The sequence below is a fragment of the Halomonas fontilapidosi genome (assembly GCF_014192285.1).
Lineage (GTDB): Bacteria > Pseudomonadota > Gammaproteobacteria > Pseudomonadales > Halomonadaceae > Halomonas > Halomonas fontilapidosi.
The window spans coordinates 465293-488008 of the sequence record NZ_JACHXQ010000002.1 but is presented as its reverse complement, the minus strand read 5'-3'; the positions used below and the strand labels follow the sequence as shown (position 1 = coordinate 488008).

Annotated in this window: 23 protein-coding genes; 10 read left to right on the top strand and 13 right to left on the bottom strand. The window is 64.4% G+C overall.

The window, feature by feature from the left end; all coding sequences use genetic code 11:
- Positions 1–10: 10 nt before the first annotated feature.
- From FHR95_RS05905 to FHR95_RS05890, 4 genes are read right to left on the bottom strand one after another with little or no spacing between them, the layout of a single operon-like run.
- Complete coding sequence (locus FHR95_RS05905; RefSeq protein ID WP_183313694.1) at positions 11–892, bottom strand: glycine betaine ABC transporter substrate-binding protein; 882 nt, start codon at positions 890–892, stop codon at positions 11–13.
- Positions 893–939: 47 nt separating this feature from the next.
- Complete coding sequence (locus FHR95_RS05900) at positions 940–1671, bottom strand: ABC transporter permease (RefSeq protein WP_040187703.1); 732 nt, start codon at positions 1669–1671, stop codon at positions 940–942.
- Between the two features lie 4 nt (positions 1672–1675).
- The gene (locus FHR95_RS05895; protein WP_183313693.1) at positions 1676–2836 is read right to left on the bottom strand and encodes an ABC transporter ATP-binding protein; all 1161 of its coding nucleotides are present in this window, start codon (positions 2834–2836) and stop codon (positions 1676–1678) included.
- 39 nt (positions 2837–2875) lie between these two features.
- Complete coding sequence (locus tag FHR95_RS05890; RefSeq protein ID WP_183313692.1) at positions 2876–3541, bottom strand: ABC transporter permease; 666 nt, start codon at positions 3539–3541, stop codon at positions 2876–2878.
- Positions 3542–3932: 391 nt separating this feature from the next.
- Here FHR95_RS05890 and FHR95_RS05885 point away from each other — a divergent pair, with 391 nt between their 5' ends.
- The 7 genes from FHR95_RS05885 (at position 3933) to FHR95_RS05855 (ending at position 10741) form a co-directional block, all read left to right on the top strand.
- On the top strand, positions 3933–4394 hold the full coding sequence (locus tag FHR95_RS05885; RefSeq protein ID WP_040187700.1) for an SUF system Fe-S cluster assembly regulator: 462 nt from the start codon (positions 3933–3935) through the stop codon (positions 4392–4394).
- Positions 4395–4464: 70 nt separating this feature from the next.
- Positions 4465–5907, top strand: coding sequence for a Fe-S cluster assembly protein SufB (gene sufB / locus FHR95_RS05880; RefSeq protein WP_040187699.1), 1443 nt, complete (start codon positions 4465–4467; stop codon positions 5905–5907).
- 75 nt (positions 5908–5982) lie between these two features.
- Positions 5983–6735: a Fe-S cluster assembly ATPase SufC gene (sufC, locus tag FHR95_RS05875; protein ID WP_040187698.1), complete on the top strand. Its 753-nt coding sequence runs from the start codon at positions 5983–5985 to the stop codon at positions 6733–6735.
- Positions 6732–8102, top strand: coding sequence for a Fe-S cluster assembly protein SufD (gene sufD / locus FHR95_RS05870; RefSeq protein WP_040187697.1), 1371 nt, complete (start codon positions 6732–6734; stop codon positions 8100–8102). The genes sufC and sufD overlap by 4 nt, the downstream gene beginning before the upstream one ends.
- 3 nt (positions 8103–8105) lie before the next feature.
- A complete protein-coding gene (locus FHR95_RS05865; RefSeq protein WP_040187696.1) occupies positions 8106–9347 on the top strand; it encodes a cysteine desulfurase in 1242 nt (413 codons plus the stop codon).
- Positions 9348–9365: 18 nt separating this feature from the next.
- Positions 9366–9938 carry a putative Fe-S cluster assembly protein SufT gene (sufT, locus tag FHR95_RS05860; RefSeq protein ID WP_040187695.1) on the top strand — a complete coding sequence of 191 codons (573 nt, stop codon included), beginning with the start codon at positions 9366–9368 and terminating at the stop codon, positions 9936–9938.
- Positions 9939–9958: 20 nt separating this feature from the next.
- On the top strand, positions 9959–10741 hold the full coding sequence (locus FHR95_RS05855; RefSeq protein WP_246378383.1) for a SanA/YdcF family protein: 783 nt from the start codon (positions 9959–9961) through the stop codon (positions 10739–10741).
- Here the strand turns inward: FHR95_RS05855 and FHR95_RS05850 are convergent.
- From FHR95_RS05850 to FHR95_RS05835, 4 genes are all read right to left on the bottom strand, one after another.
- Positions 10662–11108, bottom strand: a complete 447-nt coding sequence (locus FHR95_RS05850) for a hypothetical protein (RefSeq protein ID WP_040187693.1) — start codon at positions 11106–11108, stop codon at positions 10662–10664. The genes FHR95_RS05855 and FHR95_RS05850 overlap by 80 nt on opposite strands.
- A gap of 108 nt (positions 11109–11216) precedes the next feature.
- On the bottom strand, positions 11217–12125 hold the full coding sequence (gene rimK / locus FHR95_RS05845; RefSeq protein WP_040187692.1) for a 30S ribosomal protein S6--L-glutamate ligase: 909 nt from the start codon (positions 12123–12125) through the stop codon (positions 11217–11219).
- Between the two features lie 30 nt (positions 12126–12155).
- A complete protein-coding gene (locus FHR95_RS05840) occupies positions 12156–12593 on the bottom strand; it encodes an ATP-dependent zinc protease family protein (RefSeq protein WP_040187720.1) in 438 nt (145 codons plus the stop codon).
- 25 nt (positions 12594–12618) lie between these two features.
- Positions 12619–13644, bottom strand: coding sequence for a DUF3549 family protein (locus tag FHR95_RS05835; RefSeq protein WP_183313691.1), 1026 nt, complete (start codon positions 13642–13644; stop codon positions 12619–12621).
- 286 nt (positions 13645–13930) lie between these two features.
- Here FHR95_RS05835 and FHR95_RS05830 point away from each other — a divergent pair, with 286 nt between their 5' ends.
- Entirely contained in the window at positions 13931–14263 is a 333-nt protein-coding gene (locus FHR95_RS05830; protein WP_183313690.1) for a YqcC family protein, read from the top strand.
- A gap of 3 nt (positions 14264–14266) precedes the next feature.
- Positions 14267–14767 carry a gamma-glutamylcyclotransferase family protein gene (locus FHR95_RS05825; protein ID WP_183313689.1) on the top strand — a complete coding sequence of 167 codons (501 nt, stop codon included), beginning with the start codon at positions 14267–14269 and terminating at the stop codon, positions 14765–14767.
- 66 nt (positions 14768–14833) lie between these two features.
- On the opposite strand, the gene FHR95_RS05820 is transcribed toward FHR95_RS05825, so the two are convergent.
- Positions 14834–15463, bottom strand: a complete 630-nt coding sequence (locus FHR95_RS05820) for an OmpW/AlkL family protein (RefSeq protein WP_040187688.1) — start codon at positions 15461–15463, stop codon at positions 14834–14836.
- A 184-nt stretch (positions 15464–15647) separates the two neighbouring features.
- On the bottom strand, positions 15648–16013 hold the full coding sequence (locus FHR95_RS05815; protein ID WP_183313688.1) for a hypothetical protein: 366 nt from the start codon (positions 16011–16013) through the stop codon (positions 15648–15650).
- 278 nt (positions 16014–16291) lie between these two features.
- On the opposite strand from FHR95_RS05815, the gene FHR95_RS05810 reads away from it, so the two are divergent.
- The gene (locus FHR95_RS05810) at positions 16292–16585 is read left to right on the top strand and encodes a cyd operon YbgE family protein (RefSeq protein WP_040187686.1); all 294 of its coding nucleotides are present in this window, start codon (positions 16292–16294) and stop codon (positions 16583–16585) included.
- Between the two features lie 167 nt (positions 16586–16752).
- Here FHR95_RS05810 and putP read toward each other — a convergent pair whose 3' ends face one another.
- The 3 genes from putP to FHR95_RS05795 all read right to left on the bottom strand — a co-directional run bounded on the left by putP (position 16753) and on the right by FHR95_RS05795 (position 22666).
- A complete protein-coding gene (gene putP, locus FHR95_RS05805; RefSeq protein WP_040187685.1) occupies positions 16753–18243 on the bottom strand; it encodes a sodium/proline symporter PutP in 1491 nt (496 codons plus the stop codon).
- Between the two features lie 243 nt (positions 18244–18486).
- On the bottom strand, positions 18487–21678 hold the full coding sequence (gene putA / locus FHR95_RS05800) for a bifunctional proline dehydrogenase/L-glutamate gamma-semialdehyde dehydrogenase PutA (RefSeq protein ID WP_183313687.1): 3192 nt from the start codon (positions 21676–21678) through the stop codon (positions 18487–18489).
- A gap of 193 nt (positions 21679–21871) precedes the next feature.
- On the bottom strand, positions 21872–22666 hold the full coding sequence (locus FHR95_RS05795) for a helix-turn-helix transcriptional regulator (protein ID WP_183313686.1): 795 nt from the start codon (positions 22664–22666) through the stop codon (positions 21872–21874).
- Positions 22667–22716: the final 50 nt, after the last annotated feature.

Below are 22716 nucleotides of genomic sequence, written 5' to 3'. Positions count from 1 at the left end.
CATGGCCTGGTCACAGCAGGTCGTTGTTCTCGAGGAAGTTCTGGGCCACGTCCTCGATGGTCTTGCGCTCGACGTCGACCCGCGCGTTGAGCTCGGCCATGGTCTCGTCGTCGAGCAGGCCGGAGAGGGTGTTCATCTGCTCGGCCAGCTCGGGATTGGCCTCGAGGGTCTCCTCGCGCACGACCGGGGTCAGGGCGTAGGCCGGGAAGTAGCCCTGGTCGTCCTCGAGCACGCGGAAATCGAAGGCCGGGATGCGGCCGTCGGTGGCGAAGACCAGGCCCACTTCGACATCGCCGTCGCGCAGGGCCGGATAGACCAGGCCGGAATCCATGCGCTTGACATCTTCACGGTCGACGCGGAAGTCATAGGCCTGTTGCAGCGGCCGCCAGCCGTCTTCGCGCGCATAGAACTCGGCGTTCAGGGCGAAGGTCAGGTCTTCACCCTCATTGACCGCCTGGGCCAGGTCGGAGAGGGTTGCGATGCCGCGCTCCTCGGCGTCCTCTTCCCGCATGGCCAGCGCGTAGGTGTTGTTGGCCGCGGACGGTTCTAGCCACACCAGGCCCTTCTCGGCGTCGAGTTCCTTGACGCGTTCATAGGTCTCTTCGGGCCCGAGGCGTTCCGTGACATCGTTGTAGTTGATCAGCGAGGTGCCGGTGTACTCCCAGTAGAGATCGATCTGGCCGTTCTCCTGCGCCTGGCGCAGCACGGCAGAGCCCATGCCGGCACGATTCTCCACATCGTAGCCCAGGCCCTCCAGATACTGGGTGGTCATGTTGGAGAGAATCTGCTGCTCGGTGAAGTTCTTGCCGCCGACGGTGATCTCGGCGGCACCGGCGGTGGTCATGGCACCGGCCAGGGCCAGGCCGGAGAGGGTGGTCATCAGACGTTTCATGGGTGCTTCTCCTTGTGATGTCAAATGGTCTAGCACGGGTCGAACGATCAGGCCCGTGCCGGATTGACCCCGCGTGGCACCACCAGGAAGGCGACGGTGGCGATCAGGGCATCGACGACGATCGCCAGCAGCGCGGTGGGAATGGCGCCGGACAGCATCATCACGGGGTCGTACAGGTCGATGCCGGTGAAAATCAGCTCCCCCAGCCCGCCGGCACCGATCAGGAAGGCCAGCGGCACGGTGCCTACGTTGATGGTCAGGGCGGTACGCATGCCCGCGAAGATCACATAGAGGGCGTTAGGCAGTTCCACCCGCAGCAGGCGCTGGGTCGCCGACATGCCGATGCCGGCGGCCGCCTCCATCAGCGCGGGGTCCACGCCCTTGAGCCCGGCATAGGTATTGCGGGTGATCGGCAGCAGGGTGGCGACGAACAGCCCGAAGACCGCCGGCACCGTGCCGATACCCAGGAAGCTCATCGACAGCGCCAGCACCGCCAGGGTCGGGATGGTGGTGCCGACATTGAGCACCTGCATCAGCGATTCCGCCCAGCGGGCCATGCTCGGGCGCGACAGCACGACCCCCAGCGGGATAGCCACCAGAATCGCCAGGCCGCCGGAAATCGCCGTCAGCCACAGGTGCTGGACGGCCAGGTACTGCACGTCGGGCAGGTACCACAGGAAGTCTTCGATGACCCCGCTTGATTGGCTCCATACCCCGGCGAAGAAGATCGCCACCAGCAGGAGTGCGCGCAGGGCCCCATTCAGGCTCTGGATCGGCATCGGCTCACTCCTCCACGGTGCTGTCGGGATTCCGGGCAGCTGCCTCGCGGGCACGGAAGCGTGACCCCAGATGGTGGGTCATGGCGCGCTGGGTGATCTGGCCGCAGACCCGTCCGTCATCATCCACGCAGGGTAGCCAGGTGGCATCCTGGGAAAACATCAGCGAGGCGACCTTGCGCAGGTCGTCCTCCAGAGTCACCGTGGCCGGCACATTCTCGAAGTGGTCCCGGCAGTAGCCCTTGGTGGTGCGTGCCTTGGCCCGGGTGATCAGGCCAACCGGCTGGCGCTGGTCGTTCACCATCAGGATGGCGTTCTGGTAGCCGTAGTCGTCGATGCGCGCCAGTGCCGTCTCCAGGGTGTCGCCGGGCTTGACCGTGGCGATTTCGTCGGAGACCACATCCTTGACCTTGACCAGGTTGAGGCGCTTGAGCGCACGGTCCTCGCCGAGGAAGGATTCGACGAAGGCGTTCTTCGGCGCGGCCAGCAGGTCGTCGGGCGCGGAGTGCTGCACTAGCTTGCCCTCGCGGAATATCGCCACCCGATCGCCCATCTTGATCGCCTCGTCGATGTCGTGGCTGACGAACATGATGGTCTTCTTCAGTTCCTGCTGCATCTTGAGGAACTCGTCCTGGATCACCGCCCGGTTGATGGGGTCGATGGCGCCGAAGGGTTCGTCCATCAACATCACCGGCGGGTCGGCGGCGAGCGCCCGGGCCACCCCGATGCGCTGTTGCTGGCCGCCGGAAAGCTCGCTGGGAAAGCGTTTGAGAAAGGCATCGGGCTCCATGGAGATCATCGCCATCAGCTCTCGAGCACGCTCCTTGTAGCGGGCCTTGTTCCAGCCCAGCAGCTTGGGCACCACCGTGATGTTCTCCTCGATGGTCATGTTGGGGAACAGTCCGATCTGCTGGATCACGTAGCCGATGTTGCGGCGCAGATCCTGGGTGTTCATGCCGGTGGTGTCTTCGCCGTTGATGAACACCTTGCCGGAGGTCGGCTTCACGATGCGGTTGATCATCTTCAGGGTGGTGGTCTTGCCGCAACCCGAGGGGCCGAGCAGGATGCAGATCTCGCCGCTGGGGACGTCCATGCTGATGTGGTCGGCGGCGACCACGGCGCCCTTGGGCGTGTCGAAGACCTTGGTCAGGTTATCGAGTTGGATCATTCGGGTGTCCTTGTCGTCTCGGTCGTCAGGGGCTCGCTATCAGGCGGTGGAGGTGTCGAGTTCCATGCCGCGGGGCGTCAGGCGCTTCTGAACGTAGAGCAGGGTGTAGTCGACGATGATCGCCAGCAGGCTCACCGCCACGGCGCCAACGATCAGCTGGCGCGGGTCGGACTGGGAGATGCCGCGGCTGATGAAGGTGCCCAGGCCGCCAGCGCCGATATAGGCGGCAATCGCCATCACGCCGATGTTGAGCACCACGGCCGTGCGCACCCCGGCCATGATCACCGGCACCGCCAGGGGAATCTCCACCAGGCGCAGGCGCTGGTTGGGACTCATGCCGATCCCCCGGGCGGCCTCGCGCAACGCCGGATCGACGTTGTTGATCGCGGTATAGGTGTTGCGGATGATCGGCAGCTGGGAATAGAGCAGCACGGCGATCACCGCCGGCAGATAGCCAATGCCCTGACCGATCAGCGAGAGCACCGGGATCATGATGCCGAACAGCGCAATCGACGGAATGGTGACAATGATCGAGGCGGCATAGAGCACGGCCTGGGCCATGCGCTCGTTCTTGGTGATGGCGATGCCGATCGGTACTCCGGTCAGAGTGGCGATACCGACGGCCACGCCAACCAGCGCGATGTGTTCCACGGTGCGCGTGGCCAAGAGGTCGATGTTGTCCAGTGCGTACTGAATCAGTTCCAAGTCGTTTCTCCTTGCAAGCCCTGTCCCTTGGCAAGCATAGCCGCCTGACGACGGCTCTGTGCGTCGGGTATGTGACCTTGTCGCGGGAAGGGGCGCGGGGCCACGTGCTGCCCCTGCGAGGCTTTGCAGCTTATCAGAGCTGCCTATCACTTTGTTTTTCCATGGATGAGGATGCGCAATGGTAAGAATTGGCAGTGCTGATGCCTTACCGGCGTCCGAGGGCGCCTGATAGCCTCCTTAAATGAGAGTGATTATTGTTATTTTGCCGATAACGTCCGCAAACGTGCCGGGATCCGTTCGATTGGGCGCCAGGTCTTCACATCAAAATGATACAGGACTAAAATGGTCCTCAATTGAACAGGAGGGGATGCATCCCCTGGGGAGTCCGGCCTTGCTCAAGCTTTCGCGGCTGACCGATTACGCCGCCGTGGTGATGGCGCAGATCGCCCGGCATCCTGAGCAGCCCCATGCTGCCGCGGAGCTTGCCGACGCGGTTCAGCTTCCCCATCCCACGGTCAGCAAGACCCTGAAGATGCTGGTCCGCGCCGGTCTTCTCGAGTCACGTCGCGGCGCCCAGGGAGGATATTCCCTGGCACGCCCCGCATCGCGTATCACCGCCACCGACATCATTTCGGCCATCGAAGGGCCGGTGGCGATGACCGAATGCAGTCACGCCGATGGCGACTGCGATCTGGCCGCCACCTGTGGGGTCGCTGACAACTGGCAGCGGGTCTCGTTGGCCATTCGCACCCTGTTGGACAGCGTGACCCTGGCCCACCTCGCCGACACCAGCCCGATCAAGCTGCCGGTGCAATTGCCCATACAGAGTGTGAGTCTGGCCGCCGAGGCCTGAGATTTCCGAGCATTTCACTACCCGATGCGAGCCTTGCTCGCCGACCCAACCGCCCGGGAGGGGATACATCATGGCAAGTCAGGAAATGGAACAGCTTGTCCGTCGCGAGTACAAGGAAGGTTTCGTGACCGACATCGAGAGCGACACGGTACCGCCCGGCCTGGATGAGAGCACCATCGCTTTCATCTCGAACAAGAAGGGCGAGCCGGAGTGGATGCTGGAGTGGCGCCTCAAGGCCTACCACCAGTGGCTGAAGATGACGTCGCCCTCCTGGGCACATCTGGACTACCCGCCCATCGACTACCAGGCGATCTCCTACTACAGCGCGCCCAAGCGTGAGGAGGACAAGCCCCAGAGCCTCGACGAGGTCGATCCCAAGCTGCTCGAGACCTACGAGAAGCTGGGCATTCCCCTGCACGAGCGGGCGGCCCTGGCCGGCGTGGCGGTGGATGCGGTCTTCGACTCCGTCTCGGTGACCACCACCTTCAAGGAGAAGCTCCACGAGGCGGGCGTGATCTTCTGTTCCATCTCCGAGGCGATCCGCGACTACCCGGAGCTGGTCAAGCAGTACCTGGGCAGCGTGGTGCCGCAAGGCGACAACTACTTCGCGGCGCTCAACTCGGCGGTGTTCACCGACGGCTCCTTCGTCTTCGTGCCGGAAGGGGTGACCTGCCCCATGGAGCTCTCCACCTACTTCCGCATCAACGCTGCCAACACCGGCCAGTTCGAGCGTACCCTGATCATCTGCGAGAGCCGCGCTCAGGTCTCCTACCTGGAGGGTTGCACGGCGCCGCAGCGTGACGAGAACCAGCTGCACGCGGCGGTGGTCGAGCTGGTAGCGCTCGAGGATGCCTACATCAAGTACTCCACGGTGCAGAACTGGTACCCCGGCGACGAGGATGGCAAGGGGGGTATTTACAACTTCGTGACCAAGCGTGGCGACTGCCGCGGTGACCGCTCGCGTATCAGCTGGACCCAGGTCGAGACCGGTTCCGCCATCACCTGGAAGTACCCGTCCTGCGTGCTGCGCGGCAAGCACAGCATCGGTGAGTTCTACTCCGTGGCGGTGACCAACGGCCGTCAGCAGGCCGACACCGGCACCAAGATGATCCATATCGGCGAGGGCACTCGCTCGAGCATCATCTCCAAGGGCATCTCCGCCGGGCGCAGCAACCAGTCCTATCGCGGCCTGGTGAAAGTGGGGCCAAGGGCCAAGGGCGCGCGCAACTTCACGCAGTGCGATTCCCTGCTGATCGGCGATACCTGCGGCGCCCACACTTTCCCCTACCAGGAGATCGGCAATAGCACGGCCACCGTCGAGCATGAGGCGACCACCTCCAAGATCGGTGAGGACCAGCTGTTCTACTGCCAGAGCCGGGGCATCTCCGAGGAAGATGCGGTGAGCATGATCGTCAACGGCTTCTGCAAGGATGTCTTCCAGGAGCTGCCGATGGAGTTCGCCGTGGAGGCCGAGGCGCTGCTGAATGTCACGCTCGAAGGCGCCGTCGGCTAAGCCGCCCTAGCGGAACCGATCAACGAATCTCCCGATGCCGCCGCGGCGGCGCGAAACGAATCAAAGGGTGTCAACATGCTCGAAGTCAAGGATCTGCACGTCACGGTCGAGGGTTCCGAGATCCTCAAGGGTCTGGACCTGACCATCAACGCCGGTGAAGTCCACGCCATCATGGGCCCCAACGGGGCCGGCAAGTCGACCCTCTCGGCGGTGATCGCCGGCAAGGAGGGGTACGAGGTGACTCAGGGTTCGATCACCTACGAGGGCCAGGACGTGCTGGAGATGGAGGTCGAGGAGCGGGCCCGGGCCGGCCTGCTGCTGGGTTTCCAGTACCCGGTCGAGATCCCGGGGGTGAAGAACATCTACCTGCTCAAGGCGGCTCTGAACGCCCAGCGTGAAGCGCAGGGCCTGGGCGAGATCCCGGCACCGGAGTTCATGAAGCTGATCAAGGAAAAGGTCGCGTCCATGAAGATGGACACCAGCTTCCTGCAGCGTGCCGTCAATGAAGGCTTCTCCGGCGGCGAGAAAAAGCGTAACGAGATCCTGCAGATGCTGGTGCTGCAGCCGAAGCTGGCGATGCTCGACGAGATCGACTCGGGCCTCGACATCGACGCCATGAAGGTGGTTGCCGATGGCGTCAACTCGCTGCGCGCCGAGGATCGCGCCATCTTGCTGGTGACCCACTACCAGCGCCTGCTCGACTACATCGTGCCGGATCGCGTTCACGTGCTGGTCGACGGCCGCATCGCCAAGAGCGGTGACGCCGAGCTGGCCCGCGAGCTCGAGAGCCGTGGCTACGACTGGGTACAGGAGGAGACCGCCGCATGAGTGACGTGCAGAGCGACGTGCAACGCTTCCTCGAGCGGCTGGGCGAGCACGCTGCCGGGCGAGCGGAAGCCCAAGGCCCCGAGCCGACCTGGATCGCCGCCCGGCGACAGGCGGGCGCGGCCCGCTTCGAGGCGCTGGGTTTCCCGACCCGCCGTGACGAAGCGTGGAAGTACACCGACGTGCGCGGCATCGCCCGCGGCGATTTTCAGCTGGCCACGAATGCCGACTTCTCGCCGGCCACGGCGGCGCGGCTGACCCTGCCGATCGAGGCCCACCGTCTGACCTTTGTCGATGGCGTCTTTGCGCCGGCCCTGTCGACGCTGGACGACCTGCCCGCCGGCGCTCAGCTGGTGCCGCTCTCCCGGGCGCTCGAGGAGAACCACGAGGCGGTGGGCGGTCCCCTGGGGCGGCTCACCGGTGTTGAATTCTCGCCCTTCGCGGCGCTCAACACCGCCTTTATGGAAGAGGGCGCCGTGCTGCGCCTGGCGCCGGGCACCGTGGTGGAGAAGCCGATCATCCTGCAGTTCCTCTCCCGCGCGGGCGAGGCGCCGGCGATGAGTCATCCCCGCATCCTGATCGAGATGGCCGGGCGCAGCCAGGCCACGGTGATCGAGCATCACGTGGGCGAGGAGCAGGCCGCCAACTTCACCAACCTGGTGGAGGAGGTCATTCTCGACCGCGGCGCGATCCTGACCCACTACAAGCTGCAGGAGGCGCCGCTGGCCGACCTGCACGTGTCGAGCATCCACGTCGAACAGGCACGCGATAGCCGCTACACCTCGTTCAACCTGAACCTGGGCGGTGGCCTGGTTCGCACGGACCTGATCACCGAGCTCAACGGCGAGGGAGCCGAGGCCAACTTCAATGGCCTCTTCTACGGCCAGGGGCGGCAGCATGTGGATAACCATACCCTGGCCAACCACAATGCCCCCCTGACGTTCTCCAACGAGAACTACAAGGGCATTCTCGACGATCGCGCCCATGGCGTGTTCAACGGCAAGGTGGTGGTCAAGCGCGACAGCCAGAAGATCGAAGGCTTCCAGAGCAACGCCAACCTGCTGCTCTCCGATCGCGCCGAGATCGATGCCAAGCCCGAGCTCGAGATCTACGCCGACGACGTCAAGTGTTCCCACGGCACCACCACCGGCCAGCTCGACGAGGAGGCGGTGTTCGCCCTGCGCACCCGCGGTATCGACGAGCAGACAGCCCGTGGCTTGCTGACCCTGGCGTTTGCCGGTGAGGTGCTGGAGCAGGTCGGTCTCGACGCCATCGCCGAGCGGGTCGAGCTGGCCGTGGCGGGCAAGCTTCCCGAGCGCTTCAACCTGGCCGGTCTGGTGGAAACCGCCGCTGCCCTGAGCGAGGAGTGATCCATGGCCGACTTCAGCGACCTGACGCTGGATGTGGTAAAGGTGCGACGCGACTTCCCGATCCTTGATCGGGTTGTCCACGGCAAGCCGCTGGTCTACCTGGACAATGCCGCCACCAGCCAGACCCCGCGTCAGGTGATCGCGACATTCGACGAGTACTATGGGCGCTACAACGCCAACATCCACCGCGGGCTACATACCCTGGCCGACGAGGCTACGGCGGCCTTCGAGGGGACCCGTGAGACGGTGCGCGCCTTCCTCAACGCGGGCGAGGCCCGCGAGATCGTCTTTACCCGCGGTACCACCGAGGCGATCAACCTGGTGGCCAACAGCTGGGGGCGAACCCACCTTGGTCCCGGTGACGAGGTGTTGATCTCGCGTCTCGAGCACCACTCCAACATCGTGCCCTGGCAACTGCTGGCCGGCGAGCTCGGGTTCGCGATCAAGGTGATCCCGGTGGACGAGCGCGGCGTGCTGGACATGACGGCCTATCGCGACCTGATCTCCGAACGGACGCGGCTGGTGGCGGTGAACCATGTTTCCAACGCCTTCGGCACCGTCAACCCGGTGCGCGAGATGACCCAGGTGGCCCACGAGCACGGCGCGCGAATCCTGATCGACGGTGCCCAGGCTGCACCCCATCAGGCCATCGATGTGCAGGACATCGATGCCGACTTCTATGCCTTTTCCGGTCACAAGGTCTATGGGCCGACCGGGGTGGGGGTGCTCTACGGCAAGGCGGCGCTGCTCGAGGCGATGCCGCCCTGGCAAGGCGGCGGCGAGATGATCCGCACGGTCTCCTTCGAGACGCCGACTACCTTTGCCGACATCCCGCACAAGTTCGAGGCCGGTACCCCGGCCATCGCCGAGGTGATTGCCCTGGGGCGCGCCCTGGAGTGGGTCCAGCAGATCGGCCTGTCGCTGATCGGTGCCTGGGAGGCGAGACTGCTCGAGCACGCCACCGAAGGCGTGCGCAGCATCGAGGGCCTGCGCATCCTCGGTACCGCCCCCGACAAGGCCGGCGTATTGTCGTTCGTGGTCGACGGGGCGCACTCTCAGGACATTGGGCTGCTGATCGATCAGCTCGGGGTGGCGATCCGCACCGGCCATCACTGCGCCCAGCCGCTGCTGGCCCAGTTCGGGTTGGATGCCACTTGCCGAGCCTCGTTCGCCGCCTACAATACGCCCGAGGAGATCGAGGTCTTCGTCGAGGGTCTCGAGCGCGTCGTCGGCATGCTGCGCTGAAGCCTATCAAGGAGCGATATGAGCGATATCGAGCAGATTGCCACCCTCCACAAGGGGCAGGAGTTGCCTCTGCAGCGTGACGTGGCGGCAATCTCCATTCCCTTCGGCAAGACCGTGACGCTGCCGGAAGACAGTATCGTCAGCGTGATGCAGGCCAAGGGCAGCACGGTCAGCGTCGGCTTCGAAGGGCGTCTCTACCTGATCGAGGGGGCCAACCTCGATGCCCTGGGGCTCGAGGCGCTGCCACGCCCGACCCTGCCCGAGGATGCCTCGGATGACGAGATCGAGCAGTTCGTGTGGGATCAGCTGCGCACCTGCTTCGACCCCGAGATTCCGGTGAACATCGTCGATCTGGGGCTTGTCTATGGCTGTCGCATCGAGCGGCTGATCAGCGGCGAGCGCATCGTCACTATCCGCATGACGCTGACCGCGCCCGGCTGTGGCATGGGTGACGTGATTGCCGCCGATGCCCGCAACAAGATCCTCGGCGCCCCGCAGATCAGCAAGGTTCACACCGAGATCGTCTTCGACCCCCCCTGGAGTCGTGAGATGATGAGCGACGAGGCCAAGCTGGAACTGGGAATGTTCTAGCGACTCTTCCGGGGAGCGTGATGCACCGGCCATTCTGGAAGGTCTTCAAGGCGGTACTGATGGTGCTGGGGGCGCTTGCGCTCCTGGCGGCGCTGTTGTTCGTGCTGGCCAACGTCTATGTGCTGGGTCGCACCCAGGGAAAGATCGAGAGCGAGCTGGCGCAATGCGGCAGCGAACCCGTGGGCATCGTCTTCGGCACCTCTCACTGGACCCGCAGCGGGGCGCGCAATCCGCACTTCGAGGGGCGCATGGGCGCCGCTGCCCACCTGATCCATCTCGGACGGGTCGACCACCTGCTTATCTCCGGTGACAACAGCACCCGCTACTATAACGAGCCCGTGACCATGTGGCGTGACCTGCGCGGACGCGACGTGCGCGATGAGGACATGACCCTGGACTATGCCGGTTTCAGTACCTTCGATACGCTGGCGCGGGCACGAGACGTGTTCGGCGTGGAGCGGGCGCTGCTGATTACTCAGGGCTGGCATCTGCCGCGGGCGCTGTTCATCGGCGAGGCGCTGGGGCTCGAGGTGATGGGCTGTGCGGCAGCAGAGACTGCCACGGACGGGGTCTGGCGGCTCAAGCTGCGCGAGTGGGTGGCGCGGGTGGCCACGCTGGGGGATCTCTACCTGTGGGAGCGACAGCCGCACTTTCTGGGACCGCTGGAGCCCTTGCAGATCATGCCGCGAGAGCGTGACCGTCTGCTGCTCCCGCCGGAGGTGTTCAACGCTTCTGACGCTGCTTCTGAAGGCGATACAGCTCGCGAATCAGCGCGCGGCAGCCCTTCCAGCACTCCTCGATGATCGGCTCGATCGGTTCGGGCAGGGGATGGGTAAACAGCGTCGACAGGGACTGCATCAGCACCCGCTCCTGCTCCAGAAGCTCGCCGATCACCACCTGGCTCTCGTTGCCCACGAAGCTTTTCAGCCGGCTCCACAGCCACATGTAGTCATCGCGCTCGACGTCGGCGTCGCGGGGCAGCAGGTTGAGGTGCTTGCGCGACAGCTCCTGGAGCTCGTGCATACATTTCGCCCGGCCCTCGTAGTGCGGTTTCAGGGTGTCGCGCAGCGAAGGGCGCAGGCGCTCCAGATTGTCCTGAAAATAGTCGATGCTGTCGGCCATCGCCTCGAGGGCACTGTCCATCGCCACCTGGCGATTGTCGAGAAACATGAGCGGTCACCTCCTCCGGTGACGCAGATTGTGGGGCTGTCGCTGCCCATTTGCCACCCCCGGGGGGCAATAAATTGCCGCTTGGTCGTTAGCCTTTGGGCTGAAGGATTACCCCTTGGGGCGGGGCGGGACCTTCTGCCGCGGGGCGGCATTCTTCTCCAGGTGCTCGATGACCAGCCCGGCGATGTCCTTGCCGGTAGCCGTTTCGATGCCCTGAAGCCCCGGCGAGGAGTTGACCTCCATGATCACCGGGCCGTGGTTGGAGCGCAGCAGGTCGACACCGGCGACCCGCAGGCCCATGGCCTTGGCGGCGCGGATCGCCGTGGAGCGTTCCTCCGGAGTAATACGGATCACGCTGGCACTGCCGCCGCGGTGCAGGTTGGAGCGGAATTCGCCTTCGGCGGCCTGGCGCTTCATCGAGGCGACCACCTTGTCACCGATCACGAAGCAGCGAATATCGGCGCCTTTCGCCTCCTTGATGTACTCCTGCACCATGATGTTGGCCTTCATGCCCATGAACGCCTGGATCACGCTCTCGGCGGCCTGGTTGGTCTCGGCCAGTACCACGCCGATGCCCTGGGTGCCCTCCAGCAGCTTGATGACCAGCGGCGCGCCCCTGACCATGGTGATCAGGTCGGGAATGTCGTCAGGAGAGTGGGCAAAGCCGGTGATCGGCAGACCGAGCCCCTTGCGCGACAGCAGCTGCAGCGAACGCAGCTTGTCGCGGGAACGGGTGATGGAGACGTTGTCGTTGAGCACATAGGTGCCCATCATCTCGAACTGGCGCAGTACCGCACAGCCGTAGAAGGTGATCGAGGAGCCGATGCGCGGAATCACGGCATCGAAGGGCTCAAGTTCCTGGCCCTTGTAATGGATCGAGGGGTGGTGCGAGGCGATGCTCATGTAGCAGCGCAGGGTATCCACCACCCGTGCCGTGTGGCCGCGTTGTTCGGCGGCCTCCATCAGGCGCCGCGTGGAGTAGAGGTTGCGGTTGCGGGACAGCAGCGCGATATGCATTCGGGACTCCAGGGTCGGTGGCGGTGTGGGTCAGGGTTCGCCATGCAGGAAGGCCACGCCAGGCGCCACCAGCAGGCGACGCAGGGCGCGTCGGCCGAGCAGCATGGGGTGGCGCATGTCGCGTCGGTCGGTCAGGCTCAGCTCTACCGGAAACTGCAGGCTGCCCAGCAGCATCTGCGTGCGGATCACGAAGCGCCACTCGGCCTGGCCGTTGGAACTGGTCACGCGCCGGCGGTCATGCAGGTGCATGCGATGGACGTGGGCCGGCGTGCCGGGGCCGCCGCTGCGGGTCGTGAAGCTGACCCACAGATGACCATCCTCTTCGTAGGACTCGATGTCCTCGGCATGCAGGGCCGAGGTCCGGGCGCCGGTATCGGCCTTGGCGCATAGCGTCAGGTGCAGTTCCGGCAGGGTGACCATCTCGCGGCGGCCGATCACCGCCTTGGGCGTGTAGGGCAGTTCTTTCATCATCTTCGCTCCCAGGTCTCTACGCTCAGCGTGACAGGCCGGCCAGGCGACGGCCGATGGCGGAGTCCGGCCCGGCATCGCGCAGCGTCATCAGCAGTGGCAGGCGCAATCGCGGGACCAGCGCCAGGTCTCGGGCCACGGCCGTGAAGTCGGCCTCGCGGGTCTCGGCCAGCCGGGTGAGGAAGCGGGACAGGCGCTCGGCATCCTCCAGGTGCTGCCAGCCGCGTCCGGCGATCGCCGCCAGCAGGTCGGGGCCGCAGGCGTCCGGGTCATCGAGCAGCGCGTCGAACCAGGCCCCGGCCAGCTCGCGCGAGGCCCCGCCCATGGCCCGCACGCAGGCGCAGAAGGTCTCGATATCCCCGGTGCGGCCCGCCGCCTCCCCGCGGCGACGCAGGGCGTGAGCCAGCGCGTCGGCGATCGCCACATGCTCCAGACAGTAGCACAGCGAGGTCAGCACCTCGCCGGGCAGGGTCTCGAGGCGTGCGGCCAGTGTCTCGCTCGATGCCGAGTCAAGACGCACCGCGAAATCGGCCAGGCCCTGCAGGCCCAGGGCGCGCCAGTCGATCGCCTGTTGTCCGCTCAGGTAGGCCTCGACCGGCTCGAGGTGCTGGCTGGCGGGCAGGCCCGCGTCCTGGCTGGCACGCGCATGCAGCACGGCCTGGAAGGGCAGCGCGGGGGTGAAGGCCAGAGGGTTGTCCTTCATCAGGTTGTCGATCCCGGCGCTCTCCTTGCGCCCCAGGCCCCGCACGCCGCGGCCCAGGGTCTCGAGCAGGCGCTGCACGAAGGCGTCCCGCGGGGCCGGGTCGAGGTGGCCCTGCTCATCCAGCGGCAGGGCCAGGAACCAGATCAGCGGGTCCTCCAGATCACCCAGGCGGAATACCATCGCCAGGCGTGCCGTGCCCTGCCAGGGCGCCGGCCACGCCAGCTCGCCGGTCTCGAAGGCGGCCAGGGTGTCGAGCGAGCAGGGCTCGACCCGGCGCCCCAGGTGGTAAAGCCGTATCTCGGCACCACTGCGCAGGAAGAAGTCATGAAGGCTGTGGATCGGTTGCATGCTGTCTCCGAGTCAGGAACCGTGCACTCTACCGTGGTGTCGGGGTGCTGTCAGCCGCCGAGAGGGTCCTCGTCGCGATCCGCCGTTGGTCAGTTGTTGACCAGTCCGCCCCATGGCCCATGGGAAGCGGCTGGCGGGAACCTTTCCAACGTTTATCCACAGGCCCGTTCAGGATATCTGTGCACTGTGCACAACAGGACGGGCGGGGTGGTGAAAGGACCCGCGGGGTGGCCAGCGGCGGGGCCGAACAGGGATAATGGTCCTACATTTATCGGAGACATTGTCCATGACCGCTCACGACGAACTCGGCACCGCCTTGCGCGAGCTCGAGGCCACCATGAAGGCCGCCAGCCTGTGGCGCATGGAGCGGCCCGACCCGGACGCTTTCCGCAGCGTCCAGCCGTTCTGCGTTGACACCATGACGCTGCCCCAGTGGCTGCGCTTCGTGTTCATCGTGCGCCTGGAAGCCCTGGTGGAGTCGCGCGCGCCGATGCCGGCGACCTGTGATGTGGCCCCGGCAGTGGATGCCTGGCTCAAGCAGGAGGGCGCGCGTGCCAGCGACCGCCTGCTGATGTGCAAGGTGGTCGAGGAGATCGACCGCCTGGTTACCGAGAACTGAGCCATGCCCTGGTACTTCGCCTACGGCAGCAACATGAATCCCGCCCGTGTTGCGGCCCGCATCGGTCCGGTGCGCCGGTCGCTGGCGGGCGTACTGCACGACCATGCGCTGCGCTTCGATAAGGCGTCCCGGGTGGCGGGTATTGCCCATGCCAACGTGGCGCCTGTGCAGGGCGAGCGCGTTGAGGGCGCGCTGTTCGAGCTCGAGCACGCCGGGCAGATCCGACACATGGATCCCTTCGAGGGCTACCCCGATGAGTACGACCGCCACCGCCTGCCGGTCGTGACTCATGAAGGCAGCATCGACGCCTGGGTGTATATCGCTGCGCCGGGCACGACTGCTGCATCGCTGCGTCCGGCGCGGGAATACCTCGAGCATCTGCTGGCGGGAGAGGCCTTCCTCAGTGCCGCCTATCATGCGCGTCTCTCGGCGGTGGAGGCCGTCGCCGGGCTCGATGAGGCGACCCTGGCGGCGCTGGGTCTCTCGCGTGACACGCCACGCTAGCCCCTTGAGCGGTAGGCACGACAAGGCCCGCCGGATGGCGGGCCTTGTGCTGGTTGGCGGAGCGGATCAGAAGCGGAAGCTGAGGCCCGCCATCACCACCACCGGGTCGATCTCGACCGTGCCGATATCGTTCCCGTTCAGGCTGGCGTCGGTATCGATATCCAGGTACCAGGCAGCGGCGTTGAGCGCCCAGTTCTCATCGATCAGCAGGTCGATGCCCAGTTGGCCGGCAGCCCCCCAGGAATCGTCCAGGTCGAGGTCGTCGCCGGTGGCAATCGTCTCATCGGAGAAGCGGGTGTAGTTGACGCCGATGCCTGCGTAAGGCTGAACGCGGGCACTGGTCCCGCCCAGCGGATAATATTGAACGGTCAGGGTCGGCGGCAGATGATCCGTGGATGCCAGGTTGGCATCGTTGAGGTAGACATCATGGTCGAAGGGCTCGGCGGCCAGCAGTTCGACGCCCAGCTTATCGGTAAAGCGATAACCTAGGGTAAAGGCAAAGGCGCTGTCGTCTTGAACATCGACGTCGAAGGCCCCGTCAGCCAGTGACCCGTTGTCGCTCTTGGGCTCGACCTTGGCCACGCCCACGCGAGTGAAGAAGTCACCTGCGCCATAGGCAAAGGCCTGGGTGCTGGTGGTGAAAGCAGCTGCCGCAATGCCGGCAGCGAGCAGGGTGGGGAGAGCGGTCTTGCGCATGGGTCGACTCCTGATTTCACGGTCTGCGGCCTGGTGCCGCGTCAGAACTGCCGATAGTGTAATGCGCCTGGGGTAAGTCGATATTGATCCAGCGCAAGGGAATGCCGTCACCAGGTTGAAGGGGTGGGTAACAGCCCATCATATCGAGTGACGATTCTTTGCGTGGGCATTGCGCGGTCATTCGTCAGAAGTGATAGGTTGTTCTGCCCCCTGGGGGGGGCGGAGCGCCTTCGATCCGGCCAGCGTCGCTGTTCCCCCGGCGCATGTTGGCGTTCGGGTCGCGCTCGACTTCGGCCCCGTACCAGCCACGGTTGCCGATACCGAGGTTGTCGCTGAAGAGGTATATCGCGCCGTAGTAGCGGATTCGTGTATCGAAGATATTCACACGCCGCTGGTCTGGCACAAGGTCGCCGTGATGGGCCTTGATAATGGCCTGATCGACGTCGCTGCGCATCAGGGGCTCGCCGGCGCTCAGGGCCAGAACGCTCTGGCTCGCCAGAGTGAAGCCGGCGGTTACCGTGATGACGCCCAGGAGGGTGGATGTATTCATCGGGGCACTCCTCGCTCTCTGATGACGGCACCTTGGCCAAGCATTGTGCCGCAAAGTTGTACATTTATTATACTAAGCGAGGTATCGGTAAAAGTCCTGTAAAGTTTTCCGATGAGCTTCATAGCCGCTCGTCCGGAGGGCCCGCCGTCGGGCTCGATGGCCCAGCAGGTGAGGCCCAGCCGCGGCGCATGTCCAGACCCTTCTGCGAGGCGCTATCGGCGGCTCGCCAGATCTCACGGAATCGTCTTGACTGGTGGCAAGCCACAAGGAGAGCCGAGATGCTGACCAAGATACGTCGACGCCTGCCGGGCGTGAACGTCGGGGTGCTGTTGCTGGCGGCGATACTGGCGCTCTGGCTGCTGTGGCAGCCTACCTTGATCAGCACGCTGCCGATGGCGCTGCGGCTGCCGCTGATTGCACTGGGGGTCTGGGCACTGGGGGCGGCCTTCATGTCGGCCATGGGGCTGGAGGCGCGGCGACACTGGCTGCGGCAGATGACCACGCCGCCATGCAGCCTGGTGGTCCTTGGCGTCTTCACCCTGTTGCTGCTGCTTCGGGCGGCCATGACCTGACGCGTCACGAGAGGGCGCCACCCTAGGGCACACGGCCGGCCAGCAACAAGACAAGCCGCCCCGAGGGCGGCTTGTCCGTTTGCTGATCGACGAACCCATAATGGCAAGGGCTCCCGTAGGAGCCCTTTAACGATCTTCACGATCTTGGGTGCGCTAGACGTGTTCTGTCAGCGATTGATGTGCTGATACTCCCCTGCATCTTCCGTCGCACTGCTTACTGCCAGGATCGCAATGAAGGAAGCGATGAAGCCAGGAATGATCTCGTACACGCCGGGACCTCCCATGAACTCGGCGTTCCAGCCCAGTGAAATCCACAGCATGACGGTGAGGGCACCCACCACCATGCCGGCGAGAGCGCCAGCGCCGTTGGTGCGCGGCCACATCAGTGACAGGATGATGAGCGGGCCGAATGCTGCACCAAAGCCTGCCCAGGCGTTACTGACCAGCCCCAGAACCTTGGAGTTCGGATCAGACGCGATGACTGCGGCAACCAGGCCCACCAGTACGACACAAGCCCGGCCGATGGCGACGGTCTCCTTTTCCGAGGCTTCTTTACGCAGGAACAGGCGGTAGCAGTCCTCGGTCAGTGAGGAAGACGACACCAGAAGCTGGCTGGAAATGGTGCTCATGATCGCCGCAAGCAGTGCCGCGTAGAGGAAGCCGGTCACCAGCGGGTGGAACAACAAATTCGCCAGGATGATGAAGATGGTTTCCGGGTCTTCGACACTCATGCCATTGCGGACGGCATAGGCCCGACCGAACACCCCAAGGGCGATTGCGCCGATCAGCGAGATGAGCATCCAGCTCATGCCGATGTTACGAGCAACAGGGACGTCCTTCTGAGACCGGATGGCCATGAAGCGCACGATGATGTGCGGCTGCCCGAAATAGCCCAGCCCCCAGGTTACTGCGGACAGCCAGCCGATAAAGGTCAGCCCCTCTGTCCACGAGAGTAACGTAGGATCTACCTCATTCAGGGTCTGTGAGGCCTGGGCGAAACCCCCACCCCCTTCGCCAAAGAGCACAACCGCCGGCATGATCACCAGGGCCAGCATCATGATGCAGCCCTGCACGAAGTCCGTCATGCTCACGGCCAGGAAGCCGCCGACGACCGTATAGGCAAGTACCACGCCTAGTGTGATGATGACGCCCGACGCGTAGTCGCTCATGCCGCCAATGTTGAGAATACCGCCAAACGCGCTTTCGAACAGCTTGCCACCTGCCACCAGGCCCGAGGCCGTGTACACCGCGAAGAAGACCACGATGACCACAGCGGATACCGTTCTCAGCGGAATGGCCTGAGTCGGGAATCGATTCCCCAGGAATTCCGGAATGGTTATCGCATCATTATAGTGAAGCGTCTGCTCGCGAAGGCGAGGTGCGACCAGCGTCCAGTTGAAGAACGCACCCACGAGCAGGCCGATACCGATCCAGGCGGACCCCAAACCCGAGACAAACATCGCCCCGGGCAACCCCAGCAGCAACCAGCCACTCATGTCCGAGGCACCGGCCGATAGGGCTGCCACCTGCGGACTGAGGCCGCGGCCACCCAGCATGTAATCTTCAGACGTAGATGTGGCTTTTTGCATTGCATAAAAGCCGATGGCGATCATGAGCGCAAAGTAACCGATGAGACTAATCCAGACACCAGTAGCCATAGAATTTCTCCAGTTCATTAGGACGGAGCAAGCTCCGACCGATCAGTGCGCTTACCGGAAAGAATCGGGTAATGGCACTGTCTTGTTGTTGTTAACCACCGTCACGTGACTGGCGTCCACGAGCGGCGTCCAAGGCTTACGTTGCAGTAGGTTGTGGTGAGGTTGTCGGCGGTTGAGCCGATAGCAGTATTGTGTTTATCCATCAGGGGATTCCTTCAATCTTATTGTTGATGATGAGTGAGTTCACTCGTCTCCCAGCGCGAGCAGTGACGCGTTGCCACCCAGGGCGGCCGTGTTGATCGTCACTGTCTTCTCGGTGGCGAAGCGCAGCAGGTAGTGCGGTCCGCCGGCCTTGGGGCCTGTACCTGAGAGCCCCTGTCCGCCGAACGGCTGAACGCCGACCACGGCACCGATGATATTGCGGTTGACATAGACATTGCCAACACGAACTTTCTGTGCGATCTCCTCTGCGAAAGATTCATTGCGGCTGTGAACGCCGAAGGTCAAGCCATAGCCTCGCCTGTTGATAGCGTCTATGACCTGGTCGATCTGGCTCGACTTGTAGCGCACGATGTGCAGGATCGGGCCGAACTGTTCGCGCTCGAGTGCCTCGATGCCGTCGATCTCGAAGGCCACTGGAGCGATGAAGGTGCCATCGGCGGTCTGTTCCGGGTCGAGTCGTGTCTCGGCCAGCAGGCGGCCCTCACCCTTGAGCTTTTCGATATGGGCAGTGAGGCCTTTTCGAGCGTCCTCGTCGATCACCGGCCCCACGTCCGTCCCCAGATCGCGAGGGTCGCCGACCTGCAGTTCATCCATGGCGCCCTCGAGGATCTCGATGACCCGGTCGGCAACGTCTTCCTGCAGGTAGAGCACGCGCAACGCCGAGCAGCGCTGGCCGGCACTCTGGAAGGCAGAGCGAACCGCGTCCACGACCACCTGCTCGGGCAGGGCAGTGGAATCGACGATCATGGCATTCATGCCGCCGGTCTCGGCAACCAGCGTGGGCAGCGGGGCATTGTCGCGCGCGGCCAGGGCACGGTTGATGATCTGGGCGGTGTCGGTGCCACCGGTGAACACCACGCCGGTGATGCGCGGGTCGCTGGTCAGCACGCTGCCCACGGTAGGCCCGTCACCCGGCAGTAGCTGCACCACGTCACGGGGCATGCCGGCCTCGTGAAGCAGCTCGATCACCCGGTGGGCGATCAGCGAGGTCTGCTCGGCGGGCTTGGCGAGCACGGTGTTGCCGGCCACGGCGGCAGCAACCAGCTGACCGCAGAAGATGGCCACCGGGAAGTTCCAGGGGCTGATGGCCGCGAACACGCCCTTGCCCCCCATGATCAGTTCGTTGGATTCGCCGGTCGGTCCCGGGAGGCGAGTCGGCCCGGCGAACAGCTCCTCGGCCTTCATGGCATAGTAGCGACAGAAGTCTACCGCCTCGCGCACCTCGTCGATGCCATCGGTCAGCAGCTTGCCGCCTTCCCGTGAGCAGAGGGTCATCAACTCGGCCATGTGCGTTTCCATCAGGTCGCCGAGACGACGCACGATGGCGGCGCGTTCGGCGACCGGCGTGGCCTCCCAGCGCGGGAACGCTGCCCAGGCCGCGTCGAGGGCCTTGCCGGCCTGTTCTCGGGTGGTCCACTGGATGGTGCCAACCTGCTGACGGCGGTCGAAGGGGCAGGTCACCTCATGGGTATTGGCCGGGTCGGGCTTCACCTCGAAGGCCAGCAGGGGGCCCGCCTTCCAGGTCTTGTCCATGGTCTTTGCCATCGCATCGACCAGCGGCTGATACTGGCTGCGGATGTTGAGATCGAAACCGAGCGAGTTGCGACGCTGCCCACCATAGATGTCGGCCGGAAGCGGGATCTGCGGGTTCGCATAGCTGGCATACTGGCGCAGGGTCTCCACCGGATGCACACAGAGCGACTCGACCGGTACCCTGGGATCCACCAGCTGGTGGACGAAGGAAGAGTTGGCACCGTTCTCCAGCAGGCGGCGCACCAGATAGGGCAGCAGATCCTTGTGGGCTCCCACCGGCGCGTAGATACGGCAATAGGTGCCCTTGGGCGCACGCGCCAGAGCCGCGTCATATAGGGCTTCACCCATGCCGTGCAGGCGCTGGAATTCGAAGGCGCGGCTGGCGTCGTTGGCCTGCTCGAGGATGGTGCTGATGGTGTGGGCGTTGTGGGTGGCGAACTGGGGGAAGATGCGCCCCCGTGTTTCATCGGAGAGCAGGAAACGGGCGCAGACCAGGTACGCGACGTCGGTGGAGGCCTTGCGGGTGAAGACGGGGTAGCCGTCGACGCCAAGCTGCTGGGACTCCTTGATCTCGGTATCCCAGTAGGCGCCCTTGACCAGGCGCAGCGGAATCTCGTCGCCCTGGGACTCGGCCAGGCGATTGATATAGTGCAGCACCGGCAAGGCACGCTTGGCGTAGGCCTGTACGACCAGCCCGAAGTGGCCCCAGCCCTGGCAGGTCTCGCTCTCGTAGACAGCGCGGAAGACCTCCAGCGAGATCTCCAGGCGGTCGACCTCTTCGGCGTCGATGGTCATCGCGACGTCACGCTCGCGGGCCAGGGCAGCCAGCTCGCGGACGCTGCCGACCAGCTCGCGCAGCACCTGCTCGCGTCGGCCGAACTCGTAGCGTGGGTGCAGGGCTGAAAGCTTGATGGAGATCGACGGCGACGGCGTCTTCGACGATAGCGTCTTGCTGGTCTTGCCGACCTGCTCGATGGCGCGGGCATAGTCGTCGAAGTAGCGTTTGGCGTCGCCCCGGGTGCGCGCCGCTTCACCGAGCATGTCATAGGAGTAGGTGTAGCCCTTGCTGAACAGCGGCTTCGAGCGCTTCAGTGCTTCATCGATGTCACGGCCGAGCACAAACTGCTTGCCCATGATCTTCATGGCCTCATACATGGCGCGGCGGATGACCGGCTCGCCCATGCGGTTGACCATCTTGTTGATGAAGCCCGAGGGCCGCCCCTCGCGCGGCTTGTCCAGGGTCACAACGCGCCCGGTCATCAGCAGGCCCCAGGTCGAGGCGTTGACCATCCAGGACTCGCTCTTGCCAACATGGGCCTTCCAGTCGGCCGGTCCCAGCTTGTCCTCGATCAAGGCATCAGCGGTGGCCTTGTCGGGTATGCGCAGCATGGCCTCGGCCAGACACATCAGCATCAGCCCCTCATGGGTGTCCAGGCTGTATTGCTGAAGCAGCTCGTCGATGGTGTCGACGGCGGTGTCCATCTCGCGGACCTCGCGCACCAGTTCGGCGGTCTTGCCGGCGATGCGCCGGAAATCCTCGCTGTTGGCATCGAGAACCTTGACCATTTCACCGATGAAGGCGTTCTCGTCGACCACATAGTGGTCACTGATGCGGGCGAAGAGTCGGTCGAGATCCTGGCGCCAGGTGCTGGCGTCGAGCATGTTGCGGGCGTTGAGCATCTAGGTCCCCCGGTTGTAACCCATTGTTAGAGGGCGGGTCCCGGCCGCCGCGACATAAAGTCGCGGTCCAGCTCGGGGCATCTATAGAGGGTAGGGCGGCGCGTGATGTCTTGCTTGTCGGATTCCCGGGCCGATTTAACGATTCCGCGGATATTGAACGCACGACGGCGACAAATTCGATTTTCGTCCAAGCTCATGAGGTGGGCGAAGCGAGCCGTTGGCTTGTGGCCCGGCGGAGTTGACTGGGGGGATGACCGAAGGACTGACGGCAGGCACGAGAGAGGGCACTCTGGCTGCTAAAGCCGGTCAGGGCAGCGATCTCTGAAAGTGGCAGGTGGCTCTGCTGCAGCATTTGTCTGGCGCAGTTCAGCCGTCGACGCATCACGTACTGCCATGGGGATACACCGGTGCGTTGACGGAAGCGTTCGCTGAAGTGCGCCTCGCTCATGCAGGCCTCGGCGGCCAGGTCGGCCACGCGCAGGCGGCTGCCCAAGCGGTGATCGATGAAGCGGTCGAGGGCGGCCAGGTCAATGGCGCGACCGAGCGCTGTCGGCTCGTTGGCCAGGCGGGCATGCAGTGAGCCCAGCAGGGTGCTGGCCAGGCGTTCGTTGTGTAGGGGATCGATGGGCGCCTGGCGAGAGAGCAGGCTCAGTTCCTGGAGCAGGAAGTCCAGATAGTGGCGCAGTGAGGTGTCGAGCGCGAAGAAGCGCGGGGCATCGAACAGGTTCACCAGCGCGTGGTGATGCCCGGTGACCGCAAAGGCATCACGGGGCAGATCGAGGATCAACTGTCGATTGTCGCCGGTCCCGGCGTAGTAGTGCATGTGATTGGCCGGCACGATGCAGCCAGAAAAGGCCGAGATGGAACCCCCCAGCCCCTCGATCTCGAATTCCGCCTCGCCGCGCAGGCCGATCACGATCTGGTGGAAATCGTGGGCATGATGGTGAATGGCAGTATCGAGCGGGATCTGGCGGATGGCACTGGTCATGGACGGCCTCCGGCTGTGCATGTCAAGAACATGACACCACATTCTGCCAG

Excerpts from the sequence above, each read along its gene's own strand:
- FHR95_RS05905 (WP_183313694.1), bottom strand. The coding sequence starts at position 892 with ATGAAACGTCTGATGACCACCCTCTCCGGCCTGGCCCTGGCCGGTGCC.
- FHR95_RS05900 (WP_040187703.1), bottom strand. The coding sequence starts at position 1,671 with ATGCCGATCCAGAGCCTGAATGGGGCCCTGCGCGCACTCCTGCTGGTG.
- FHR95_RS05895 (WP_183313693.1), bottom strand. The coding sequence starts at position 2,836 with ATGATCCAACTCGATAACCTGACCAAGGTCTTCGACACGCCCAAGGGC.
- sufB (WP_040187699.1), top strand. The coding sequence starts at position 4,465 with ATGGCAAGTCAGGAAATGGAACAGCTTGTCCGTCGCGAGTACAAGGAA.
- sufC (WP_040187698.1), top strand. The coding sequence starts at position 5,983 with ATGCTCGAAGTCAAGGATCTGCACGTCACGGTCGAGGGTTCCGAGATC.
- sufD (WP_040187697.1), top strand. The coding sequence starts at position 6,732 with ATGAGTGACGTGCAGAGCGACGTGCAACGCTTCCTCGAGCGGCTGGGC.
- FHR95_RS05865 (WP_040187696.1), top strand. The coding sequence starts at position 8,106 with ATGGCCGACTTCAGCGACCTGACGCTGGATGTGGTAAAGGTGCGACGC.
- sufT (WP_040187695.1), top strand. The coding sequence starts at position 9,366 with ATGAGCGATATCGAGCAGATTGCCACCCTCCACAAGGGGCAGGAGTTG.
- FHR95_RS05855 (WP_246378383.1), top strand. The coding sequence starts at position 9,959 with ATGCACCGGCCATTCTGGAAGGTCTTCAAGGCGGTACTGATGGTGCTG.
- FHR95_RS05850 (WP_040187693.1), bottom strand. The coding sequence starts at position 11,108 with ATGTTTCTCGACAATCGCCAGGTGGCGATGGACAGTGCCCTCGAGGCG.
- rimK (WP_040187692.1), bottom strand. The coding sequence starts at position 12,125 with ATGCATATCGCGCTGCTGTCCCGCAACCGCAACCTCTACTCCACGCGG.
- FHR95_RS05840 (WP_040187720.1), bottom strand. The coding sequence starts at position 12,593 with ATGAAAGAACTGCCCTACACGCCCAAGGCGGTGATCGGCCGCCGCGAG.
- FHR95_RS05835 (WP_183313691.1), bottom strand. The coding sequence starts at position 13,644 with ATGCAACCGATCCACAGCCTTCATGACTTCTTCCTGCGCAGTGGTGCC.
- FHR95_RS05830 (WP_183313690.1), top strand. The coding sequence starts at position 13,931 with ATGACCGCTCACGACGAACTCGGCACCGCCTTGCGCGAGCTCGAGGCC.
- FHR95_RS05825 (WP_183313689.1), top strand. The coding sequence starts at position 14,267 with ATGCCCTGGTACTTCGCCTACGGCAGCAACATGAATCCCGCCCGTGTT.
- FHR95_RS05820 (WP_040187688.1), bottom strand. The coding sequence starts at position 15,463 with ATGCGCAAGACCGCTCTCCCCACCCTGCTCGCTGCCGGCATTGCGGCA.
- FHR95_RS05815 (WP_183313688.1), bottom strand. The coding sequence starts at position 16,013 with ATGAATACATCCACCCTCCTGGGCGTCATCACGGTAACCGCCGGCTTC.
- FHR95_RS05810 (WP_040187686.1), top strand. The coding sequence starts at position 16,292 with ATGCTGACCAAGATACGTCGACGCCTGCCGGGCGTGAACGTCGGGGTG.
- putP (WP_040187685.1), bottom strand. The coding sequence starts at position 18,243 with ATGGCTACTGGTGTCTGGATTAGTCTCATCGGTTACTTTGCGCTCATG.
- putA (WP_183313687.1), bottom strand. The coding sequence starts at position 21,678 with ATGCTCAACGCCCGCAACATGCTCGACGCCAGCACCTGGCGCCAGGAT.
- FHR95_RS05795 (WP_183313686.1), bottom strand. The coding sequence starts at position 22,666 with ATGACCAGTGCCATCCGCCAGATCCCGCTCGATACTGCCATTCACCAT.